Source organism: Paenibacillus xylaniclasticus (genome assembly GCF_004001065.1).
In the GTDB taxonomy this organism is placed as follows: Bacteria; Bacillota; Bacilli; order Paenibacillales; family Paenibacillaceae; genus Paenibacillus_T; species Paenibacillus_T xylaniclasticus.
The window spans coordinates 245,672-267,123 of record NZ_BIML01000001.1 but is presented as its reverse complement, the minus strand read 5'-3'; the positions used below and the strand labels follow the sequence as shown (position 1 = coordinate 267,123).

The 21,452-nt window shown below is 36.1% G+C and carries 32 protein-coding genes and 1 pseudogene; 32 read left to right on the top strand and 1 reads right to left on the bottom strand.

What is annotated here, in order from left to right; all coding sequences use genetic code 11:
• The first annotated feature begins 121 nt into the window (after window positions 1-121).
• The 25 genes and pseudogenes from PXY01_RS01435 (at window position 122) to PXY01_RS01325 (ending at window position 17,105) form a co-directional block, all read left to right on the top strand.
• Window positions 122-2,383, top strand: a complete 2,262-nt coding sequence (locus PXY01_RS01435; RefSeq protein WP_127566513.1) for a hypothetical protein — start codon at window positions 122-124, stop codon at window positions 2,381-2,383.
• Between the two features lie 61 nt (window positions 2,384-2,444).
• A complete protein-coding gene (locus PXY01_RS01430) occupies window positions 2,445-5,486 on the top strand; it encodes a helicase-related protein (protein ID WP_127566511.1) in 3,042 nt (1,013 codons plus the stop codon).
• A gap of 157 nt (window positions 5,487-5,643) precedes the next feature.
• Window positions 5,644-5,823 carry an RNA polymerase gene (locus PXY01_RS01425; protein WP_127566509.1) on the top strand — a complete coding sequence of 60 codons (180 nt, stop codon included), beginning with the start codon at window positions 5,644-5,646 and terminating at the stop codon, window positions 5,821-5,823.
• Window positions 5,824-5,886: 63 nt separating this feature from the next.
• Window positions 5,887-6,948: a DNA polymerase III subunit beta gene (gene dnaN, locus PXY01_RS01420; RefSeq protein WP_164744269.1), complete on the top strand. Its 1,062-nt coding sequence runs from the start codon at window positions 5,887-5,889 to the stop codon at window positions 6,946-6,948.
• Between the two features lie 101 nt (window positions 6,949-7,049).
• Window positions 7,050-7,262 (top strand): hypothetical protein, encoded by a 213-nt coding sequence (locus tag PXY01_RS01415; protein ID WP_127566505.1) that lies wholly within the window; start codon window positions 7,050-7,052, stop codon window positions 7,260-7,262.
• A gap of 68 nt (window positions 7,263-7,330) precedes the next feature.
• Window positions 7,331-7,510 carry a hypothetical protein gene (locus PXY01_RS01410; protein ID WP_127566503.1) on the top strand — a complete coding sequence of 60 codons (180 nt, stop codon included), beginning with the start codon at window positions 7,331-7,333 and terminating at the stop codon, window positions 7,508-7,510.
• A 75-nt stretch (window positions 7,511-7,585) separates the two neighbouring features.
• Window positions 7,586-7,867 (top strand): hypothetical protein, encoded by a 282-nt coding sequence (locus PXY01_RS01405; protein ID WP_127566501.1) that lies wholly within the window; start codon window positions 7,586-7,588, stop codon window positions 7,865-7,867.
• Between the two features lie 68 nt (window positions 7,868-7,935).
• Window positions 7,936-8,268: a hypothetical protein gene (locus PXY01_RS01400; protein WP_127566499.1), complete on the top strand. Its 333-nt coding sequence runs from the start codon at window positions 7,936-7,938 to the stop codon at window positions 8,266-8,268.
• Between the two features lie 83 nt (window positions 8,269-8,351).
• Window positions 8,352-8,669, top strand: a complete 318-nt coding sequence (locus tag PXY01_RS01395; protein ID WP_127566497.1) for a hypothetical protein — start codon at window positions 8,352-8,354, stop codon at window positions 8,667-8,669.
• A 68-nt stretch (window positions 8,670-8,737) separates the two neighbouring features.
• On the top strand, window positions 8,738-8,869 hold the full coding sequence (locus PXY01_RS23010; RefSeq protein ID WP_262385109.1) for a hypothetical protein: 132 nt from the start codon (window positions 8,738-8,740) through the stop codon (window positions 8,867-8,869).
• An 88-nt stretch (window positions 8,870-8,957) separates the two neighbouring features.
• Window positions 8,958-9,437: an HNH endonuclease gene (locus PXY01_RS01390; protein ID WP_127566495.1), complete on the top strand. Its 480-nt coding sequence runs from the start codon at window positions 8,958-8,960 to the stop codon at window positions 9,435-9,437.
• Entirely contained in the window at window positions 9,430-9,663 is a 234-nt protein-coding gene (locus PXY01_RS01385) for a hypothetical protein (protein WP_246027757.1), read from the top strand. The genes PXY01_RS01390 and PXY01_RS01385 overlap by 8 nt, the downstream gene beginning before the upstream one ends.
• A 122-nt stretch (window positions 9,664-9,785) precedes the next feature.
• On the top strand, window positions 9,786-10,133 hold the full coding sequence (locus PXY01_RS01380; protein ID WP_127566493.1) for a regulatory protein RecX: 348 nt from the start codon (window positions 9,786-9,788) through the stop codon (window positions 10,131-10,133).
• Window positions 10,134-10,528: 395 nt separating this feature from the next.
• Window positions 10,529-11,200 (top strand): hypothetical protein, encoded by a 672-nt coding sequence (locus PXY01_RS01375; RefSeq protein ID WP_127566491.1) that lies wholly within the window; start codon window positions 10,529-10,531, stop codon window positions 11,198-11,200.
• Window positions 11,201-11,537: 337 nt separating this feature from the next.
• Window positions 11,538-12,554: a DUF262 domain-containing protein gene (locus PXY01_RS22685; RefSeq protein WP_246027756.1), complete on the top strand. Its 1,017-nt coding sequence runs from the start codon at window positions 11,538-11,540 to the stop codon at window positions 12,552-12,554.
• A gap of 152 nt (window positions 12,555-12,706) precedes the next feature.
• Window positions 12,707-12,964, top strand: a pseudogene (locus PXY01_RS23235) (ISL3 family transposase); the annotation flags it as partial.
• A gap of 569 nt (window positions 12,965-13,533) precedes the next feature.
• Entirely contained in the window at window positions 13,534-13,920 is a 387-nt protein-coding gene (locus tag PXY01_RS01360) for a type II toxin-antitoxin system PemK/MazF family toxin (protein ID WP_127566489.1), read from the top strand.
• Between the two features lie 21 nt (window positions 13,921-13,941).
• Complete coding sequence (locus PXY01_RS22210) at window positions 13,942-14,115, top strand: hypothetical protein (protein ID WP_164744268.1); 174 nt, start codon at window positions 13,942-13,944, stop codon at window positions 14,113-14,115.
• A gap of 193 nt (window positions 14,116-14,308) precedes the next feature.
• A complete protein-coding gene (locus PXY01_RS01355) occupies window positions 14,309-14,518 on the top strand; it encodes a hypothetical protein (RefSeq protein ID WP_127566487.1) in 210 nt (69 codons plus the stop codon).
• A gap of 108 nt (window positions 14,519-14,626) precedes the next feature.
• A complete protein-coding gene (locus tag PXY01_RS01350; protein WP_127566485.1) occupies window positions 14,627-14,926 on the top strand; it encodes an SMP domain-containing protein in 300 nt (99 codons plus the stop codon).
• A gap of 59 nt (window positions 14,927-14,985) precedes the next feature.
• A complete protein-coding gene (locus PXY01_RS01345; protein ID WP_373864264.1) occupies window positions 14,986-15,264 on the top strand; it encodes a sporulation transcriptional regulator SpoIIID in 279 nt (92 codons plus the stop codon).
• 225 nt (window positions 15,265-15,489) lie between these two features.
• The gene (locus PXY01_RS01340; RefSeq protein WP_127566483.1) at window positions 15,490-15,861 is read left to right on the top strand and encodes a hypothetical protein; all 372 of its coding nucleotides are present in this window, start codon (window positions 15,490-15,492) and stop codon (window positions 15,859-15,861) included.
• Window positions 15,862-15,887: 26 nt separating this feature from the next.
• Window positions 15,888-16,079, top strand: a complete 192-nt coding sequence (locus PXY01_RS01335; protein ID WP_127566481.1) for a hypothetical protein — start codon at window positions 15,888-15,890, stop codon at window positions 16,077-16,079.
• 18 nt (window positions 16,080-16,097) lie between these two features.
• The gene (locus PXY01_RS01330) at window positions 16,098-16,430 is read left to right on the top strand and encodes a hypothetical protein (RefSeq protein ID WP_127566479.1); all 333 of its coding nucleotides are present in this window, start codon (window positions 16,098-16,100) and stop codon (window positions 16,428-16,430) included.
• A gap of 237 nt (window positions 16,431-16,667) precedes the next feature.
• Window positions 16,668-17,105, top strand: a complete 438-nt coding sequence (locus tag PXY01_RS01325) for a M23 family metallopeptidase (RefSeq protein ID WP_164744267.1) — start codon at window positions 16,668-16,670, stop codon at window positions 17,103-17,105.
• Window positions 17,106-17,139: 34 nt separating this feature from the next.
• On the opposite strand, the gene PXY01_RS01320 is transcribed toward PXY01_RS01325, so the two are convergent.
• Window positions 17,140-17,361 (bottom strand): hypothetical protein, encoded by a 222-nt coding sequence (locus PXY01_RS01320; RefSeq protein WP_127566475.1) that lies wholly within the window; start codon window positions 17,359-17,361, stop codon window positions 17,140-17,142.
• Window positions 17,362-17,536: 175 nt separating this feature from the next.
• Between PXY01_RS01320 and PXY01_RS01315 the strand changes: the two genes are divergently transcribed.
• From PXY01_RS01315 to PXY01_RS01285, 7 genes are all read left to right on the top strand, one after another.
• Window positions 17,537-18,094 (top strand): helix-turn-helix transcriptional regulator, encoded by a 558-nt coding sequence (locus PXY01_RS01315; protein ID WP_127566473.1) that lies wholly within the window; start codon window positions 17,537-17,539, stop codon window positions 18,092-18,094.
• 260 nt (window positions 18,095-18,354) lie between these two features.
• Window positions 18,355-18,609 (top strand): hypothetical protein, encoded by a 255-nt coding sequence (locus tag PXY01_RS01305; protein WP_127566470.1) that lies wholly within the window; start codon window positions 18,355-18,357, stop codon window positions 18,607-18,609.
• Window positions 18,610-18,834: 225 nt separating this feature from the next.
• Window positions 18,835-19,143 (top strand): helix-turn-helix domain-containing protein, encoded by a 309-nt coding sequence (locus PXY01_RS01300; protein WP_127566468.1) that lies wholly within the window; start codon window positions 18,835-18,837, stop codon window positions 19,141-19,143.
• A 45-nt stretch (window positions 19,144-19,188) separates the two neighbouring features.
• Window positions 19,189-19,647: a hypothetical protein gene (locus PXY01_RS01295; protein ID WP_127566466.1), complete on the top strand. Its 459-nt coding sequence runs from the start codon at window positions 19,189-19,191 to the stop codon at window positions 19,645-19,647.
• A gap of 23 nt (window positions 19,648-19,670) precedes the next feature.
• On the top strand, window positions 19,671-19,808 hold the full coding sequence (locus tag PXY01_RS22205) for a hypothetical protein (RefSeq protein ID WP_164744266.1): 138 nt from the start codon (window positions 19,671-19,673) through the stop codon (window positions 19,806-19,808).
• Window positions 19,809-20,351: 543 nt separating this feature from the next.
• Window positions 20,352-20,684, top strand: coding sequence for a hypothetical protein (locus tag PXY01_RS01290; protein WP_127566464.1), 333 nt, complete (start codon window positions 20,352-20,354; stop codon window positions 20,682-20,684).
• A 37-nt stretch (window positions 20,685-20,721) separates the two neighbouring features.
• A complete protein-coding gene (locus PXY01_RS01285; RefSeq protein ID WP_127566462.1) occupies window positions 20,722-20,934 on the top strand; it encodes a hypothetical protein in 213 nt (70 codons plus the stop codon).
• Window positions 20,935-21,452: the final 518 nt, after the last annotated feature.

Genomic DNA, 21,452 nt, shown 5'->3' with positions numbered 1-21,452 from the left:
TAAATAAACTCGTCACGGCGAGTCTAAACTAGTCCATTAGGCCGTGAGCGTCCCAAGGGATCAGCCTTGGGTGTTGGAAATCAATACATAGCGCATAACAGCGCATAAGGGAGCGATTACTATGTACTATGGAGATAAACGCGAAGCTAAGGTAAATATCATGCATGAACTCGTTAATCGCGGATGGAAAGTGTTTGGTTATTCTCCTGATCAATCCGATTCCATGACCGATTATTTTCATCCAGCACACTGGGACGGAATCGCATCTAAAAACGGTTTTGTTCTCGTAATCGACCAATACGGTAACCGTTATAGTGGCTATGAGGTAAAAGAATATAACTATAACAATCAAGCATATAGAGCAACTGACCGCATCAAAAAGCTTGAGGCGCATATGAATGATTCCGCATCGACTCCAAGTGAAAAAGCCAATTGTGCAGCACTCATTCAAAAAGAGATTGAAAAGCAAAATATCGCACCTAAATATACAGTTATCGAGACATATCCAACATTCTCACATGGAAATCCTGATAATTGCTCTTGGCACGTAGAAAAAGACGGTCAAATCCTTGGCAAAGGTACAGGCGTATTCGCTTGCTATGAAAGTAACGACCATATCCAAGATAACCGCATTAAACGCGACAAAAAGATTAACAACCTTATCAACCGTATTGAAGCCGTTGTGAGCTCTGCTGATGCATATGAAACTAAAACGGTTAAAGTTCCTGTAACGGTTACTAAAATGGTTGAAACAGACATTAAGAGCGTTACAATTGACAACATCAAAGAAGGGTTAATGTTCGTGATGAAAGTAGGTTACACTGGCGGCAACAGCAAAGGTACTAAATACGCATTTATATATAAATCTAAATCGATTGACGGATACAATGTATTTGGAAAAGTTGGTAAGCGTGGAAAACCATCGACGAGTAGGGATAAGCAATGGAGTCTTACGGTTAACCGCCTCAATGAAATGCTGTTGAATGGTCATATCGCCATCATCGAATCTCAAGAGGTAACAGAGTACGTTGAGAAAACGGTCGTGACTAAAACAGCACGTAAACAAAAGGTTTCCGACTCCATCCAACTTGAAACGTCTGAAGACTTCGCACAGCCAGAACAGGCACAGGAAGAGCCAATAACAGCACAGGCCGATAATAGCAGCACTCCATCCAATCAAGCGACTAAACGTCAATTGTGGGCTTTACACGTTGCAACGAAACTGAATACAACTAATCTCATTATCTCCAAGGCTCAAGCATCCGAATTAATCGGCAAGTCTAAAGCAGGTCAATCTATTACAGCAGAAGTCGAAGCATTATTAAACGGTCAGAATGGCGATAACAGCCAGCCAGTAACAGAACAGCAGAAACAAACGGAAACGGTCGCAAATGACGCTACGGAAAGTCTCAGCGCATCAAATGCATCCGATAACAGCGACTATTTGCACGAACAACAAGAAAATGATAATGTAATTTATCATAATTTTACTAACAGTAATAACAATGAGGAGGCGGCGAATATTAATACGACAAATACCACATTTGACGATTTACTATCTAAATTCGATAGCGTCGAAGTGACAGCCGATTCTAAAATTTCAACCGATGATTTAGAATTTTGTAAAGAACAAGAATACATATACCAACAAATGATTCAAGCCTATACCAGCCTCAATGAACAATTACAGGCAATCCAAACAGTAGCAGCGGAACACGGTAAAAAGTATGGTAGAAGTAACGGCGCATATTTTCACGATCAATCAACAGCTTACAATGCAGGATTTTCGGTCTATGATTTACAACGTAACATTGATAATATCAATAAGCGTTTTATTTTTGAAATTGTTCACTATTTTTCGAGTAAGTATAATATAACAATTGATTACGAAAAGATCCAAAAGAAGTACAAATCAAATGTGACATATGAGAATATTATTGATGAAATTACTATACAGCTAGGCGGATTTAATTTCACCGAAAAAGCCGAAAATGAGATTAAAGAAAAGACGAAGAAACTAGTTAGAAGCAGCGACAAAATAATAATCAGGAATAGTAAACTGGTTATTGATGGATGGTTTGCTCATCATGATTCCATATGGAAAGAATATAGAATTAGCGGCGACAAGTGTCAAGCAGTATTTGAGGCTTTGCAACATTTTGAGAATGGATCTATCAAGGGTAATCAGGAATTAATCAATAAGTATGTGGGCTATAACAATGAAAGAAACGTTAACAACTTTGAACGATATGAACCATCGACACTAAGTAAGGTTAAGTCAATCAAAATATTAAAGAATGGAAAATTAGAAATTGAATTCATATCTAATCAACTAGCAAACAAGTTTGCGCGTGAGTATTGCGGTACCTCCAATGTAGCATAACAGAACTATATAATAGGAGTCAGTCAATAGTGTGGCTGACTCCTAGAAATAAGGTGAATACATGTATCCTATTTCCTCTATAACAGTTCCACAAAATAAACGCGAAGAAATTAACAACAAGATCCTGCATCTTATCGATAACAACTTGACGGATAAGTTCAATATAACAGCAGCCGATATATATAACAGTTATACAGGCAATGGATCTTTGCATGGTTTATCGTTTGCCGACTATAACAGTTTCCATGAATATACCGAGGCTAAAAAAGATATAGAGCAAGGTCAATTTTTCACACCTCACACATTATCAAAATTCCTTGTTGACTGCTTAAAGCCTTCTAATCATGATTTGATCGCTGATTTGACATGCGGAATGGGCAACTTTTTTAACTGGTTACCTAATCAATCTAACATATATGGCAACGAGTTAGATATCAGAGCTTATAAGGTTGCAAGGTTTTTATACCCAGAAGCACATATAACAGCAGATGATATTCGAAACTACAATCCCAATGTTTCATTCGATATTGTACTAGGTAATCCCCCATTTTCTTTACGCTGGCAAATCAACAAAGACGAATATCTATCGCAATTGTATTACTGCATCAAAGCTCATGAACTTCTGAAGCCTTCAGGCATACTCGCGTTAATTGTTCCTGTCTCATTCCTTGCTGACGATTTCACTGATAGCGGAATGATTAAGCGAATGGATCAAATGTATAACTTTATATATCAAATTGAATTACCTTCTAACTCGTTTAAGTCTGTAGGTGTTGATTCATTCCGAACCAAACTAATGTTCTTTTCCAAAAAAACTGAACATATAACAACGGAGCAGTCTTTTTCAACACAATTATCACATATAACAGAACTTACGCAGGTGAACAGCGATAATATCTATAACAAATACATAGCACCAGTTATTCAACAAAAAGAAAAGGTCAAGCATAAATTATTCTTTGAACAAATGCAGCATAACAACGAGGATATTGAATTTCAGCATAAAATAACCAAACTTCTATTCGACATTAAACGTAATCCAAAAATTAATAAATCATATGCAAAATGTATAGAGTATGTAGATAAATATTACAATCAAGTAAGGCCAGAAGGGATGAAGTATGAGGAATGGGAAAAGGTACGTATTACGAAGCCTAAAGTATTATCTTATTTGAAACGGATTATCAAAAACCAGCATAATATTGACCGTGACGAAATTCGTTTGGTTATGGGCAAGTATTCGCTAAAGTTAAAAGGTTATTCTCAAAAGAATAAAGTATACCTTTCTAGGTATACAGGCGTTAAAGAAGATACTTTTGTAAATATGGTTGCGAATGACCTATATCAGTTTGAAAATCAACGATATAAGAAGTTGATTAATCGAAAAATTAATAAGTATCAACAGCAGTCTATGCCGCTAAAGAGTATCCGGCCTTCAAAAACTATTCAATTATGGCTAGATAACTTCAACTTATATAATAGTGTTAAAAATGAAATAGTAAAACTAAGGGATTTCCAGAAAGAAGACATGCAGAAAGTCCTTCAGAAAGATAAAGCGCTACTAGCGTGGAATGTTGGGTTGGGCAAAACAGAAGCAGGTATAACGTGGATGAAGTATATGAATGAACACAAACCTATTCGTAATACGTTTATCGTATCATCTAGCATATCGATTAAAATGACTTGGACTGATCGACTAGCATCTTACGGTATATCATATGTAAAAATAGAGTCGTTGTCCGATGTGTACAAAATCAGACCGTCTGATATCATTTTGGTGTCGTTTAACATGCTAGTCAAGTATCAACGTCACTTAAAACAGTATATCAAGCGTCAGGCGCGTAAAATTTCTTTAATACTCGATGAGTCACACCGTTGCATCTATCCATCCACCCAGACCACTAAAGCCGTTCTAAGCGTATTCCAGCGCGTTCCTTATAAGCTCCTAGCATCAGGCACACCAACAAAAAACAACGCTAACGAGTTATATCCTCAATTCATGATCCTATACGGAAGCAGCGTTAACCTCATGTGCGAATGTGAAACGGTACTATCTGAGGATAAGAAAACAGGAGAATGGAAGCAGAAGCGAAATAAGTATTACAATCAACCATTTCCAGCAAATAAACAAAGTGTATTCTCTGCTTGCTTCTCACCTAAAAAAGCAACGGTATTTGGAGTTGAGAAAGCAAATCAGGATATTATGCACTCGGATAAGTTGATCAAACTTATTGAAAAGACGATTATTGTTCGCAACATGTTCGAAGTACTAAATAAAAATATGGTCGAGTTTAAAACACACAGAATAACGCAAAATGAAAGCGAAGTTAATGTATATAGACTTATCATGGAAGAGTTTCATTCAATGTTGAGGAGTTACTACGGATCGACAGGGAACTACCGCAAAGATGCAATGCTTCGAATTATTCAGCAGATCCAACTTATGCAGAAATGTGTTTCCATTCCTCATATGCTGAAGGAGTATAAAGCACATCAAGAGCCGAATAAATACAATCGAGTAAGCCGAATCGTTAAGAGGTCATCAAACGATAAGGTGGCAGTCGGTACAACGTTTATAGATGCAGCCACATACTATTACGGTAAGTTAAAGAGGGATTATCCAGATAGACCAATATTCCTTATACTTGGTGAAACGTCATTTAAGAAGCGTCAGACCATCATAGAGGAGTTTGAAGCAACTAAGAACGGGATACTTGTATCAACCCAAATGTCACTCTCTGAGAGTGTCAATATCCCATCGTGCGATGTTGTTATATGTGAAGGACTGCAATACAACATCTCTAATATGATGCAGTATATTGGACGGTTTACGAGGCTGAATAGCAAGAATAAAACAACGATCCACTTTGTTACTTACCTGAATACGCTGGAACAAAACATACTTGCATTGCTCATGGCTAAGCAGCGCATTAATGAGTTCGTGAAACAATGTGAATACAAAGAGGATGCAGACATATTCGATGAGTTCGGAATCAGCTTAGATATATTCAATTCAATCATTACGAAGGAGTATGATGAAAACGGATCTGTTCGCTTAGTTACCTCATCATGGGGCAATCAAAAGATTTCAGGAGGGGCTTAATGCTCCTCTTTTCACCTGTTAAAACTATGAATTTATAGGGTGATCGAGTCTAGAAAAGATTCAGTAAAACAAAATATTAAAAAACCTATTAAAAGATTGACATGTAATTAATTGCATGATAAGATGTATTCAAGACCTAAAGAAAGGAGATAAACAAATGTCAAACGTATATCAAGAAAACGGTTATACTAATCGACGTGAATATCTAGAATCATTAGCTGATGACTATGGTGTACCACTTCAAACAGTTTTAGAAATTGCATCCCTGTATGGATCATCTGAAGATTTTGACGGATTGATAACAGCACTGGAAGATGCGGCAGATATGGAATGGTAACAAGTTAGAGGAGATATGACGAGTCTCCTCTATAAAATAAAAATACATATTGGAGGAATTAAAATGAAAATTACAGTTAACACGAAAGAGATTCAAACGGCATTCAAAAACTTATTGAAACTTGCTCCAGTTAAAAGCAGCGTACCGATCCTGTCTAATATCCTTATCATAGCCGATTCAAAAAAAGTTGAACTGACCGCTACAGACATCGACACAACTATTCATGTCATACTAAAGAACGCTGAAGTAATTGAAACAGGATCATATATCATTCCTAGAGATACAATTAAACTTGTACAAAAACTAAATGATACATATATCACGATCAGTGAAAATAATATTGAATCTGGTAAGCGTAATGTAAAATATCAAGCATTATCAACTGAAATGTATCCAGAAAAACAAAATTTCAATTTCAATCAACACGCATTCACATTGTCGCGCCCTCAAATGTCCGAGATCCTGCCTATGACATATGCATGCAGTACAATGGAGTCAACTCCAATCCTTAAAGGCGTACTATTCCGTAATACTAATGTAGTCGCTACAGACCGTCATAGAATGGCTTTACGGACGCTCGAATCAAATGATTATACGCATGATATGGTTATTCCATCGAACGCTATTGACCTTATCCAGACTTTCACCGAGAAGCAATATAAAGGCGAATACTCATTCATCGTTGACGAATATAATCGTTTTGTGAATATCCAATTTGATAATGTGACTATGATTGTTCGACTTTGTGAAGGAACGTATCCAGACGTGAGTAAAATCATTCCGCGAACGTTCAATACTGAAATTACGGTCAATAAAAAAGATCTTATCGAAGAACTAACCGTAATGAAGGAAGTAACGGACAAGACAAATACAGTCAAAATGAATATTAGCAGCGGATCGCTTAAACTGTCCGCATCAAACGACACTACATCAAATCAATTAGAAAGCACTCTAGACGCTAAGCAAGTTGGAGACGATATGCGTCTTGCTTGCAACCTAGAATTCATCCTAGAGGCGCTAAAAAATAAGGAAAGCGAAAAGATAACAATCAAGTTAAATGGGAGTACAGTACCATTTATGATTGACGCTGATACTCTAATTTTGCCACATCTATTAGCAGCGTAACATAACTAGGCAAAGGATCGACTTGATTCTTTGCCTTTATCAAATAATGTTGTATAGTTAATTGCATGTAATGTATTCATGTATTATCGGAGGATACGAAAATGAACAGCGAAGATATCAAGCAATGGATTCAAAACAATTTAGTTTTGCAGGACGAAGCTCGAACTATTACAGGCCAATCAGTATCAGGGTTTAATCAATCTGTAGCTACAGGCAACATACTTCCTTTTGTAGAGTTTGGAGAATTACGCAAGACAAGGTTATATCTAAGATCGGATCTCGAAGCATACGCAAAAAATAAACGGATTCGGTAAAAGTTTTTATTTACATGTAATTAAGTGCATGTTATAATTATGTATAAGCAAAAGAGGAGATGATCGAGATGAAAAAGTATAAGAACATTACGACAGGTGCAGTAGTGGTAGCTGAAGAGTGTAACGATTCACAAGTGTTCATGCAAGTTAAAGGATTCGGATCGGCAGTAGATAAGCAATGGTTTTACGAGAACTATAAGCCAGTAAGTAAAGGACATGTGCTAAACGCTCACATGATTCAAGAATAGAAATGAGGGGGAGAAATCCCCCTTGAAATACTCATTTTAAGTTCTAAATAATAAAATAATTGGAGGTTAATTTTAATGAATAATATAAAAATTGCAAATAGTGATATAGAAAGATTAAGCAAGAAAAGTTATGAAGCACTTTGTAATATAGCAATGAACTTTTTATTACGGCCTAATGATATTCTTACATGGTATGGAAACAACAAAGAAAAGTTCAATCAACGAAAAGCAGCATTTGAAACTGTATTGCAAACGTTATATAAAGATACGGAACTATATAGGTACTACTATGAACTACCGACGATTAAACATGGCTTTTGTACTTTTGAGCGTTGGAAAAGTGGAATGTATTTTTAAACTAAAGACCAGCCGTTAAAATGCTTATTTGATTATCATATTAAAATAAAACAGTGGAGGAATAACAAATGACTCAAACGGTAGCAGGACAAATGTATAACAATCACGTTAAATCGGCTTTACTGTCTGGTAAACCTGTAGAATTGAGCATGAAAGACTTCTTACCTAAAAGCCAACATAACAACAAGCAGAAACAAAACCAAAAAAGCGAATTTGAAAAAGAAATTATGGCAGAATTAAAGCGATTCCAAAGCGAATATGCAGGATATAAAAATATCCATTTGCGCGGATCGTTGCTTCAGTCTCATGTCATGGAAATGATGACGAACGCTGAAAGTATGGACGAAGTAAAAGAAATTTATAGTATTTACAAAAATGTTGTCTGGCATAATCCTATTTAATATTTAACAGTCAACAACAGCACACTCCCATAATATCGGCAAACATGGTATTATGGGAGTGTAGCACAAAGGAGCGGTTAACAATGGCAGTAACCGAAAAAATGGTTCAAGCATGGCAGAATCAATATAAAACATTCCACATGGAAGAAGTCAATAATACATATTTTGAGACGTTTCGAAACGACAAATATCCCGATTGGCAAACCGATCCGAAACAAAAGGCATCTTGGCTCCAGTATAAAAGCCGTGTAGGAAACTTCCTGGACTATATCGACAAAGACGCTGTAACAATGACTTATGATGAACTGGAGACTTATATCAAAACGAAACCGAACGCAAGGAATCACATTAACGGTTTTTATCAGCACATTCTGAAAAATCATGTATTGAATTGTCAATAACGCGTGACTCGGGATGTATTGTTGTGGATTATGGGAGTATAATGGAAATATAAAAGGAGCGGATTATAATGAATGACGAACAGAAAGATTTTAATGAGTGGTTGGTGAACGATTATAGAATGCATGTAGAAGAATTTGAAGCATTGGCGACTGAGGAGAAGGCAAAGGTAATTGAAGAATATTCCTACTTTTACGCATAACAGCAGCCATATATAACAGCGGGAGTCTTCGGACTCCCAAATGAAACCAGTCTTTTATTAACCATAGGATAGGAGGAAGTGATGCGATATGGGCGGGAAAGGAAGGTACAAAGACCTTACCGATCAGACATTTGGGCATCTTAAAGTTATCGGAAAATCTGATATCAAAACCAATGATTATCGGGTGCGTTGGATGTGTGAATGCACGTGCGGCAAAAGGAAGATTGTTTCGACATCCCAATTGACATTAAAAAGAATCCGTTCGTGTGGATGCCTAAAAAAAGAAACTTCGAAAATTGGCATGGGAGTCATAAAACAATCTGCCGTTGAAGGTGTGCTAACGACAAATTTGAAAAGGAAGAAGAATCGCAATAATAGTTCCGGCTATAAAGGGGTGACTAAATGTAGAGACAAAAAGGGAAATGTCATATATCGAGCAGTACTAACAATAAAAGGCAAAAGAATATATCTTGGCGATAGAGCGACTGCCGAAGAAGCATATAAATTACGCTTGGAGGCAGAAGAAAAATATCATAAGCCCTACCTGGAGGAACTTGATAATGGATAGTATAATTGGTAGCGAGAAGATTAAGATGTGGATAAAAGAAAACTTAGTCATGCAGGACGAGGCGCGGATCATTACAAAACAATCTCGATCAGCATTTAATCAAGCCGTAGCAACTGGACATATAAAACATTTTATCGAGTTTGGAAGTGAAAGAAAGACACGCTTGTATTTACGCGAAGAATTGGAAGCGTATGCGGAGAAAAAAAGACCCCAGAGAGGAAACTAATTTTACATAAACATATTTACATGCAAAATTAGTTGTGATATAATTAAATTAAAGAAAGGGAGACAGAAACAGTAAGAAAACGATAAGATGTAGATAGTGGATGAAGCGAAAGGGTGGTTATCATGGCCATGAGAGTTTATATCCGAGAAACTGGCGAATATGACTTCTTAAGCTTGACTGATCCTAAAACCGGACAACACTTTGAAAACGAACTGATCGGCAACTTTGGCGGCTTAGATCAGTTTGTATACGATGAAGAACTAGACGCTTATATAGTGTCAAAAGAAAATTATGAATGGTGGTGGACCACATTAAACCTTCATCAACAACTTGAAGACAAGTTGTTCGAGCTCAAAAAAGAGTATGACTCAGAAGTCATAGAGGACGTAATAAGACATATCAATGGTGTCGACCTTCAGGACGATGCCAGACTTATGCTTGAAGCATTAAACGAGGAATTTTCAAAATAAATTAGAAGGGATGATCGATTATAAAAATTTATTACAAAGAAGTTCTTGTCGGAGAAGTTGTTACGAATGGTTCGATAACAGTTGACGAGGCGCTTCGCCTCATTGGATTCGATGAGGCGGCATTCTTGGATAAACATGGTTTTGATTCCGTCGATTATAACGATTTTCGCTTAGTATATTAAAGGCTAGATCAAAAAAGTACGAGTGCAGCCGATGCACTCGTAAGATATTTAACGAAATCAGAATTTCATAACAGGGCTATAAATAAAACTATGAAAATGAAGCGATGATTAACAGTCAAGAAGAAATTGATCATGAACAACTTGGTGAAATTATTAATAGATTTATTTAACAAATGAAATAAGGGATTCATACAGAGAGAGAGGAGGGTCGAAATGAAACAGTGGAATGTTATCTCTCGTCATAAATGGGTTGCAGGAGCCGTAATAACAGAGAGTTATAATGAGAACAACAGCAACGTAAGACGGTTTACGGCGACCATCAGAGGGTGGAGAAACTTTAAGATATTTGAAGGAGAGGCAAGGCCGAACATAAGACAAGAAGTAATGAATAAAGTTGTAGAAATTAGGGATAGAATTGATTCTGGAGACGAAACGGTTTTTGAAGAAGATACTATTATAAAAGACAAAACCACCTGCAATAAAGATATTTTAAAAAGAAAAATAATTATTCTTGAAAATAAGTTGATTACAGCACTAGAGTTAGCTAAGGAAAGTCTTATTATCATATCTAAAGACAATAATATAAATATTGATATTGTAACAGTCTTAAGCAATAGTGCTGATCATATTAAGGTTAAAGGCAAATTCATCTTATCTGAAATCATCAATAAAATAGACTTAAAGAATATTACAAATGAACATGCTAAGGATTTATTGGAGAAAATCGACGGTTATATTCGTATTACAGAAAGAAAATATATTGATAAGAAAATGAATTTGAAAAGAATAGAGTTAATTGGAGTATGGGCAAGAGAAGCAATGGTAAATCTTGAAAGAGATTTGAGACTGGATGAACTTAAGGATAGATCCAACAAATTGAAATGAGGTGAAACTATTGCCGTTATGGTTAGAAGTCCTTATTTGCTGGCTATCTATAGATCTGCTTATAGTCTTGATTCTGTACCGCAGCAAAAGATCGAGAGAAAATAAGCAGAAACGTAATAATACATACAATAAGGCAAAGTATTGATATGGAGGTAATATCTATGGATGGATTAAAAGCAAAATATATGAATGGAAAGATCCTTTATAAACTGCCACGTTTAAAAGGATGGTACGAGCTACATGAGGTACAAGAATTGAAAGATGTTCTAATCGAATATAAAAGGATTTGACTAAGAAATGGCGAATATAACAACAATTAATTGGGAGTGTGAAATATATGAAGCGTAGCACAATTGCATGGAGTATAAAACAGATATGCACAATGATCGAAAAAGGGACGATTACTTTCGATAATCCGCTACAACGACCAGCAGGACAATGGAAGGTGGAAGACAAGTCTTTGCTCATTGACTCCACATTGAGAATGTTCGTACCTGACATTTATGTTATTAAATATCAAAAAGAAGTAGAGGACAGAACAATAAACGTGTATGATGTAATTGATGGCAAACAACGCCTAACTAATTTTCATGATTTTAAACGAGACCTATACGCTTTGACTCAGTTAGAGGACATAACACTTGATACAGGTGAGACACATGCATTAACGGGTAAAAAGTTTTCAGAGTTACATGAGGATGTTCAGGACGCGATAAACAGTTATACCGTCAGTTTTAAAGTTATAGAACTTGAGGATGGGGATGACGAAGAGGCTATAATTCAAGAAATCTTTTACCGACTGAACAACGGAAAAGCGGTATCGCGCGAACATTTGGCATTGGTATCAGCTTCAAGTAACGTTCAAAGCTATGTTCATAGCATGGTTAGCAGCGATCCATTATTCACAATAACGGCACATTATCCCGAAGGCAGTATTAAAAAGTCGGATCGAGAAATTACGGTATTGCAATCTATTTTACTTGCTGGTGATTACGAGTGGGTTTCATTTGCTACAAGAGATATTGAAAAATTCTTCAGTGAAAATGAAATTGAACAAGAGGTTTTAAAGAAGGTCTCATCTGCTTATGAAGTAATTTATAAAGCATTCCCCGAACGAAATAAGTTTGTGACAAAGGTAAATATCCCACCTATGGTAAAATTGATTCTTAATAATGAAAAGAATGTTGTCCCATTTCTTCAGCACTACGCCAATGTGACCAAAAAGGGCGATCCTTATCGTAAATATTGCGGCGCTGGAGGGGCGAAACGTGATCAGGTCAAAGGTAGGATTAGCGGCCTGCAAAGTCTGTATGAAGAGTACAAGAAAGAGAATCGAGTTTTTATAGGCGTATAACAAAAAGAGGCCGTATGACTATGCAGGAGATAGGTATGCGGCCTTAAAAAAGGTATGTCGAATAGTAATGTACATTATAACATGTTTAATCTAGTGTAACAATAATTAGGTAATGAAAGACACGTTTTATCATAGAGGAGGAATACAAAGTAAGCCTTATACGTGTAATGAACCGTTTGGGCAGGGGATACTCCTTTGAAGCCCTTAGAGCTAAAATGCTCTTCACAGAAGGTCTTGCAAAAGAACGTAAGCCAAAGTACTAAAAACGTATGGATGATTACGAAATTCGAGACTACAACTTCCCTATGTTCGAAAAGCTGCCACCTATAGGCGTTGTCCGTGAGCGTGGCGAACTTCTTGGTATCGACATTTCCACCTTGATTGAGAAATTGGAGAAGGGCGAGTTATAAGCCCTTCTCCACTATAAAATCCGAATACCCTTAAAATCTTATGTATTGATCACTGTTTCCTCGTAAAACGCTATGCAATCATACCTATCCCCTTTTAAATCTACGTCCAATCAAACCATAAATGCGCCCCCATATACTTTTCCACTACCTTCAGTTTCCTTCGTTCAGTATTGGTTAATATGTCATCTTTATCCTATTCAAAAACGTATTGTCTTATAATATTCTTTTAAAAAATCTCCAATTGTTTCGTTTTTAAACATAGTATAAGCATAAATTAAGAGGAGTAAAATATATTTGATTAGTAGACTTATCATAAATTTAAAGAATTGTCAACGTAAATTATTACGTCAAACCGCGCAATAATTTTCTCCGAAAAAATTGGTCTTGACTTTTTATAATTTATTTAAATTTGAAACGTATGTTCGCTTGTTAGTGTAAGGTAATTTGACTATACTTTAGTCAAAGGATGAAACAAAAATAGTAAAAGATCGCTCTAGACTAAGGAGTAGATGACGTACAATATCTGAATCCATAACTAAAATATATAGAATCGAGTAGGAGTGAGATTGATGAATAGTTTTATTAAACGAGGTGACATTTACTTAGCTGATTTGTCGCCAGTCACAGGATCAGAGCAAGGCGGCCTGCGACCAGTCCTTGTTATTCAAAATGACATTGGAAATCGTTATAGCCCTACAGTTATCGTAGCAGCCATAACAGGTCAATTTCATAAAGCAAAATTAAAAACTCATGTCGAAATAACAAAAGATAAATATAATATTGAAAAAGATTCGGTTGTACTATTGGAGCAAATTCGCACCGTTGATAAAGACCGATTAGACTATTATAAAATAGCAAGTTTAGATAAGACAGATATGATGAAAGTAAATACGGCTCTAATGATATCTACTGGTGTCATTGACTTGGCTAATCAAGAACTTTTAGTGACTACATAAATAAAAAAGGAGATGTTGATTGTGGCATATAAGATTTGGGGCGGAACAGAGGGTCTGCTGAACAAGGAAGACATTAGAATATTCTTTGAGAAAATTGGCGTTCGCGATGCTTTATCTATACTAACTGAAGCGGAAAGAACTCGTAAGGCAAGTGTTCGAATTGGAAACAAGAAGGTAATGCTATTTAAGGTTTAAGGTACGTCATGGTTTCAGTTGTTATACAAAAATATCCCTAAATAACTGCTGATCCAGCGTGGGTCGAGCGGTTTTCTTTTTTCTAGAAATCAAACTAAAATATCGAAAAATATTGTTGACATTTGCATTTGCGAAGACTATAATGAAATAAAATGAATATTTTACTACCTAATAACAAGGGGTGAAAACGAAGATGAAAAATTGTCAAGGTGGTATGTTTTGTAGGTGCAATGGCACTTCTCAAGACATAAAGTATTATGAAGTATTTCCTGGACAACTTGAACCAGAATATCCTGATCGTTTTTGGGGAGTCATTGCATATTGTGAGGAAGCGGTGAAAGATGAAGAGGAAAAAGGATATATGCTGCTTGAAGCTGAGCCTCAAAGGACGTACACACTGTAGTAGGGTGTCGAAAGGATTCTTCGATAGTCTTATAAAAAATAAGGCTCTGCGGATTTTATGGTGGAATTGATATAAGTCATTTTCCATTTTTGGAGGTGTGAAAGCAGTTTGAAAGAACATCTTCTTGCACTTGATTCTTTCTTGAAACAATCGCTTGATGGATTTCGATATCTGGATTGGGTAGAAAAAGGCAATATCACAGCATTACTTGCTAATCCTGAAGCATTTCGCTTAAATCATATTTCCTCATATCCCGATGCTTGGGCTGACGATGAGACTATTGTCATTGAATTTAATGACGGCGTTCATTTTTGCTTTATTCCATTGGATAGATCAACTAACACAAAGGGACTCCATTATATAAACGGTAAATGGCAGCAGAGAGATAAATGGAAATTCCGATGTTAGTGTTCCACCATAAAATCCGAATACCCAAAAATAATAATAAAAACTGGAGACGAATATTCATGATAACAAGTCAAATGAAGGTTAATCAAAAAATTAAGAATAGAGTATTGAACACCGCGATTAGAATTCTTGAAGAAAGGTTAACAATCAGAGAAACTGCCGAAATAATGAATGTTTCTAAAAGCACTGTACATAAAGATGTAGAAGAACGTCTTCGCATTATTAACCCAGAACTATACATACGAATCAGACAGCACTTGGATTACCATAATGCAGTAAAACATATTAGGGGAGGAGAAGCAACAAGGATTAAAATTAAAGAATTTAAATCGGCTTAAATCGGCATTGAAAACCATTGAAAAGTGAATTTCAATACATAACGAAAGGCGATGAATTGCTGTGCTGAAGATACAATTTGAATGCAAAGTTTGCAAATGCACTTATGGTAAAGTGATTGCATGGAATGAAGTTTTAGCGATGGAATGTATGGATTGCGGAAGATGGGAAGAATTTGATAAGCAATATTCAAACCCTGAAGTTAAAGAATTGGAGGCGTGTTTAAAATGAAAAAACAAATAAGATTTCGTTTTATTGAACGTGACTATCTTTACAACCTTATTAAATCGAACAGTCAATACATAACAGCAGGGGATATCGAAAGCATTCTATCTTCATCATACATTTACGACGATCTAACAATTACTTTCACGTGCACAGGTAAACAATCATACACCACTGAGATTTACGATAACAATCTTGATGAGGTAGTTCAATTAGATCAGTTATCTGGATTTGCTCTCGATTTTTATTACAGGAAAGTAGCTGAGTATTCGTCGCAACTTGCAAAAGAAGAGGTGATTGATGTAATTTCCGAACAACGAAAGATTCGAGAGATACTGACAAAAGTGAATTCTAAAATGGCAATTGCTCAGTAATATAAAATAAGGAGATAGATATAGAAATGGACGCAATCAAATACGCACAAGAAGTACTAGGAATTAAATTGACATATGTTCAACAAGACCTTTTGGAGTTGCTTCAAAAGGATGATAGTTGGGTGCAGCGCGTTAAGCCTAAGTCTCGCGATACAAAAGTGGTACTGGACGTGTATCACAAATATAAAGCACACTGTGAGCATTTTGTTACAGTATAAATTCAGGAGATGATTAGAATGGCACAATTTACACAATATGTTGGCCTTTCTCCTAGAGGCAAGGCCATTGTGAAGAATGGTGAAATTTTTGCAACTTATGATTGCACGACGGGGATTGCAGGAGAACCTGTAATCAAAGAATTTAAAATTAGAACTGATGAAATCACCAGTGCAGTTAACCTACTTTCCAAGTATTATTCGATCTGTTTAACTTCCTATAATGGACTTGATGAAACTGGAGATGAAATAAATCATTGCGTTGATGCATATTTGCGCGAACTGTACAGAACTAATCCATATGTCAATTTTGTAAATGCGAATGATCGTGTAAAACATAATGACAATTATTGATTTTCCTATAAATTTAGTCTTGGAGGATGAATACTGATGGCTAGTTTTATTAGAAATTCGGATTGTCGAATACAAAGATTTTCAAGACTATCTACAGAATGCGATACCAATGCATAATGATGGATGGGTAATAGTAACTGAGATGGATAACAATAAAAGAGTGACGTGGAAGAAAGAATATATGTCTAGTAAATGTCATTGAAGTCTTGTTTTATTAATCATCATGAGGTGAGCAGCATGAGCAAGTTTGTTACGATCAAGATACTTGTATCACCACTAGGAACAGTTACAACAAGATACGGAGCAATAGATGGAACTCATTCGCACCTGCATAAAGGTATTGATTTTGCCTGTAGTGATGGTACAGAAATTCATTCGCCAGTAAACGGCGTAGTATCAAAGATAACTCACGACAATGGCCTACATGAAGGTCTGGGGAATGCGGTAATGATCAAAACGGGCGATGGATTCCGTCTTATATTTGGACATTTGAGCGCTCTGAAAACCAATGTAGGCGATATAATTGAGAAGGGTGATGTAATTGGGTTGTGTGGCTGCTCAGGGCGATCTTTTGGTACGCACCTACATTTAAGCATACGAGATAAGTTGGGACACTACATCGATCCTGAATTGTGGTTTAACTTCAAACATACCGTTTCAGACACTCTAATGTAAAAACCTACACTGAATAGTGTAGGTCGGGAGTGGTTTACTTTGATTCCGCTTCAAACCAAGAGAAATCAAATGTGTCCGCTATTATTAAATGGTGTTTGTTATCTTTACTCTCCAGATCCATTTCAATCCGTAATATGTTTGACGAGTTAAATATTCGTTCTGCATACTCTATTGCCGCTTGTTCGGATTCATCTTTAATGTTGAAGACAAGCGGCAAAGTCAAACATCCATACACTTGATACATTTTCTGACTCACGTTACCATCTCCCGATTTATGTAATAATATGTGGATTAGCGGTGAATTAATTCTAACATGACGTTCAAATATATGCAAACACATGTTCGTATTAGTTAAGAAAAAATGTCGATTAAATTATATGTTTGCTTTACGAATGCGAATATGTTAATATATAGTCAGAGGTGAACTAAAGGTGCTAACATACGAACCACTAAGAAATTTGCTTGATTATAAGGGAATTAAACTGACCGATCTCATAAAAGAAGGAGGGTTCTCATCATCGACTGTTGCAAAGATAAACAAGGATGAACCTATCCGATTCGATGTGCTAGATAGGTTTTGCTCAATTTTAGATGTGTCCGTTGAAGAAATAATTCAATATCGAGACGAAAGTGGAAATGCGAGGTATTTTAATAAGAGTAAGGGTGAATATGAACAGGTTGTTCAGGAACTACTTGATTTACGAAAGAAATACGAACAACTTGAAAAGAATTACTCCGAGCTGGAGAATGACCGAGAGAAGAGAAAGTATGAGAAAAGTGAGACGATTCGCTTTCGCATTAAGAACCTTAAGTCAATACGAAAATCACACAATCTTACTCAAAAAGATATTGCCGATGTATTGGGGCTGAATTACATCCACTACGCCCGATTTGAACGAGGCGTACAGTTGTTGAATGAGAAGCAGCTAAATGAAATCAGGGCGATTCTAAGTATTCCAAATGAGGAAATTGAAGAGGTTAGGGAATGAAAATCTAATTGTATGAGGCGGTGAGAGATGTGAAACCAGAAAATATGATTAACAGAGAAGTTCATATCACGGATAAAGAATCAGACTATTTTGGACATTGGGGCTACATTCGTATGTGGGATGGCGATGTGTTTCATGTTAACGGTGGATCTATCTCATCGAGTTTTGGCGAAGTAACACCAGTGTTTGATCGGAGTCAGTTTAGAGTGAGAAGAAGGGTAATGAAGGTCTGATTTCAAAGGATAGGAGTGGATTTTTGTATGAGAGTATCAATTAACCAAGAGTTTTTCAAATTGCTCGATGTTTATAAAGTGGAGAAGATTAAAACACATAAACTTCAAGCAGATATTAAACAATGCCTTCTTGAAGAACCAATTGAAGGATACGATGAATTTTTGGAACGCAATGAGATCACAAAGAAATATGACGCAATTGACCGCTGCTACTATCTTAAACATAAAGAAGTAGGGTACATTGGACTAATGTCTGAACGAGTTGCTAGTAGTTACCATTAAAAAACGGATTCTAAGAGGTGATAAAGTGGAGCCTAATACATTTAAGGTTAAAGTTACTAGGGATGGCTTGAACACTCTTAGGGGAGAAATCTATGATGTGAAGGCTGCGACCATTGAAAATGCTGATTACTTCACAATTGTAGATTACGGTCGATTGCATGGTGCATCAATACTTATCAATAATTGCACGAAGATAAGAAACTGATTGTATCAAAAGGAGAGTTTATGGATTCATTTGGAGTTCGATTAAAGCATTTAAGAAATTTGAATGGACTAACTCAAGCACAATTAGGTGAGTTTCTTTATGCTGATAACTCTACAATTTCAAAATGGGAATCTGGTGCATCTGAGCCGAATTTAGAGCAACTAGTGTCAATTGCTACTAAGTTAAATGTTTCGATTGATTGGCTGTTGTTGGCTGATGAGGCGAAATTGCCGAGATTGATTGACTCGGAAATAGAAATTCTAATTAGCAAACTATCAGCGGAAGATTATGAGATGGTAGTGCATCTAGTACGAAGATTGCATCAGTAGTTGAAATAAATCGGAGATTTTATAAGAGAAAAGAAGGTGTCTTCATTGAGACAGAATTTTAACGTAAAGATGTTTGAGCGGTGGTTAAAGGAGGGGTACGGAGAAGTTATAGCAGATGCTCCGACTAATTCAATGACTCCAGTTATTGGTACACTTCCTGACGGCAAAAAGGAGTATATTTTCGTTGTTAAGGGAGAAGAGTGGCTTTACGAACCGCTTAAAGGCAAAACAATCGAAGATACTGTGCCGATGGGCGCAAAGGCTTATATGGAAGGCATTAATTTGATTTGGGGATTTGATATAGAACCCGACATCAATTTAGAATGCGAGATTCCTCATAGTAAGATTTATGATTTTTTGTGTACAATAAAGCAGCAAGATAAACTAACGGTTGTAATTGTAAATCATATTACAACGAACATTGTGTGGATGACAAACAATTTCCCTTTTGAGAAAGTAAAAGAGCAATTTAAACCTCTGTTTGATTATTTTGATGTTAAATAATAATTTAATCAGGCGGATTAATAATGAGCGATAAACAAGCAGATAAAACTATTGAAAAGATCAAGGATATGCTTCGTGAGGATATGACCAAGGAGGAAGTAGAAAAGGCGGGAGAGTTATTTAAGTCGCTTGCAGAGAGAAATGCGAAAGAAAAGTCCTGACTGTTAGCAGATAGAAGATTGTAGAGAGAAGTATATTCCTAACAAATTTGCTTGATGAGGATTTAATGGCAGACATGCGCTTGATAATGAATGGGCTAAGGTAACTACATGAATCTCATTTCGAATGTGAGACAATTTAGACAAGCGGTAGTTTCGTTTATCTAAAATTTGAAAGCGGAGTTGAGGTGTTCACGTCGTGATAAAAATTATTTTTTCTGATCACGCTCTTAAGCGGTGTAAGCAACAAAATGTAAATGTCGATAAATTAAAAAGAGAACTTAGTTTATTACCGCATTCAGATGGTCGTATTTCGTGGAGAATGAACAACGGAGATTATGTTGTATTAAAATTTAAGGAACGATCTCTTGCATTTGTTGTTACAGTTGTGAGTCGAAAAAAATATAAGTCAAGTAGGAAGCCCTCAAAGTCAATATCTAAATAGTTATTTTAAAAATTTAATGAAAGTAAGGGGTAAAATTATTTGATAGTAGACAGAAGCGAGGTATTGAAATACTAGATTTACCATCTAAAGGAGGATGGATTGTGAGGATTGTGAATAGAGCAGAGTTTCTAAAGTTACCGAGTGGAATTTTGTATTCAAGATACGAATCACTTGGTACGATCAGAGGACTACATAGTAAACTTGAATCATTAACTAACGACTGGATATATCAAGATGTAGTCGGTGATATTGATGAAGACGAAAATGAGTTTGATGAGATTTTCGCTAAAGCGGAGAAGGACAGCAGTTATGAATTTCGAATGGATCTTAATTGTGGAAGAAGAGATGGAATGTTTGATGACGATGACAAGTTTGCGATTTACAATGAGGAAGACATTAGAAGGCTTATTGACAGATTAAATAAGCTGCTATAGGCACATAAAAGAGTTGTTTCAAAACAGGGGTGAGTGAATGAGTAAACTAGATAAGATTGGGATTGCCACTTTCGGAATTACGGTGATCCTTGGATGGGGAGCAGCAGTATATATCTTTTATTTGCTTTTCGCATTCTGGGCTATTCTACCAATTGCAATCTTTACACCTCTAGTAGTTCTTGGATTTAGTGCACATAACGAAGATGTAAAAACCCAAGCTCTAAAGAGTAATAGAACTGATGTATTTTAGGAAAATCTCAACCGTGAGCTAAATGAATTTAAAGATATGGATAATAAATCCTGAATTTTAAGAGGAGTATCGAATGGGAATGAGATATACTTGTACGAGTTGCGGAGAAACAAGATTTTTCTACACTGAAATTTTTGTTAAAGCGAAGCAAAGGATCGATCTAAAGAATGGTTCAAGACACAAAAAGACTTACGACATCGAACCAGATCATATTGATGGTTTCTATGAGGATATTATCTATTGTGCTAAATGTAATGAGCAGGTAGATATGGACGAGTGGGCTGACTACGAAGATTGATTTATTATGAAAACTGACTTTCATACAGATTGGGGAAAGAATGATGAATGAAGTATTGACCTGTAAAACTTGTGAAGTTGAATTAACTGATAAGATGGAATTGGAGTACAGCCAATTTGTAACTGAAATATTTTGCAGTCCAGACTGTGCAAAGCAATATTACTTTGAATACATGGGTAGTAGTCCAATTGATCTCACAGATAAACATGAACTAAAAGAC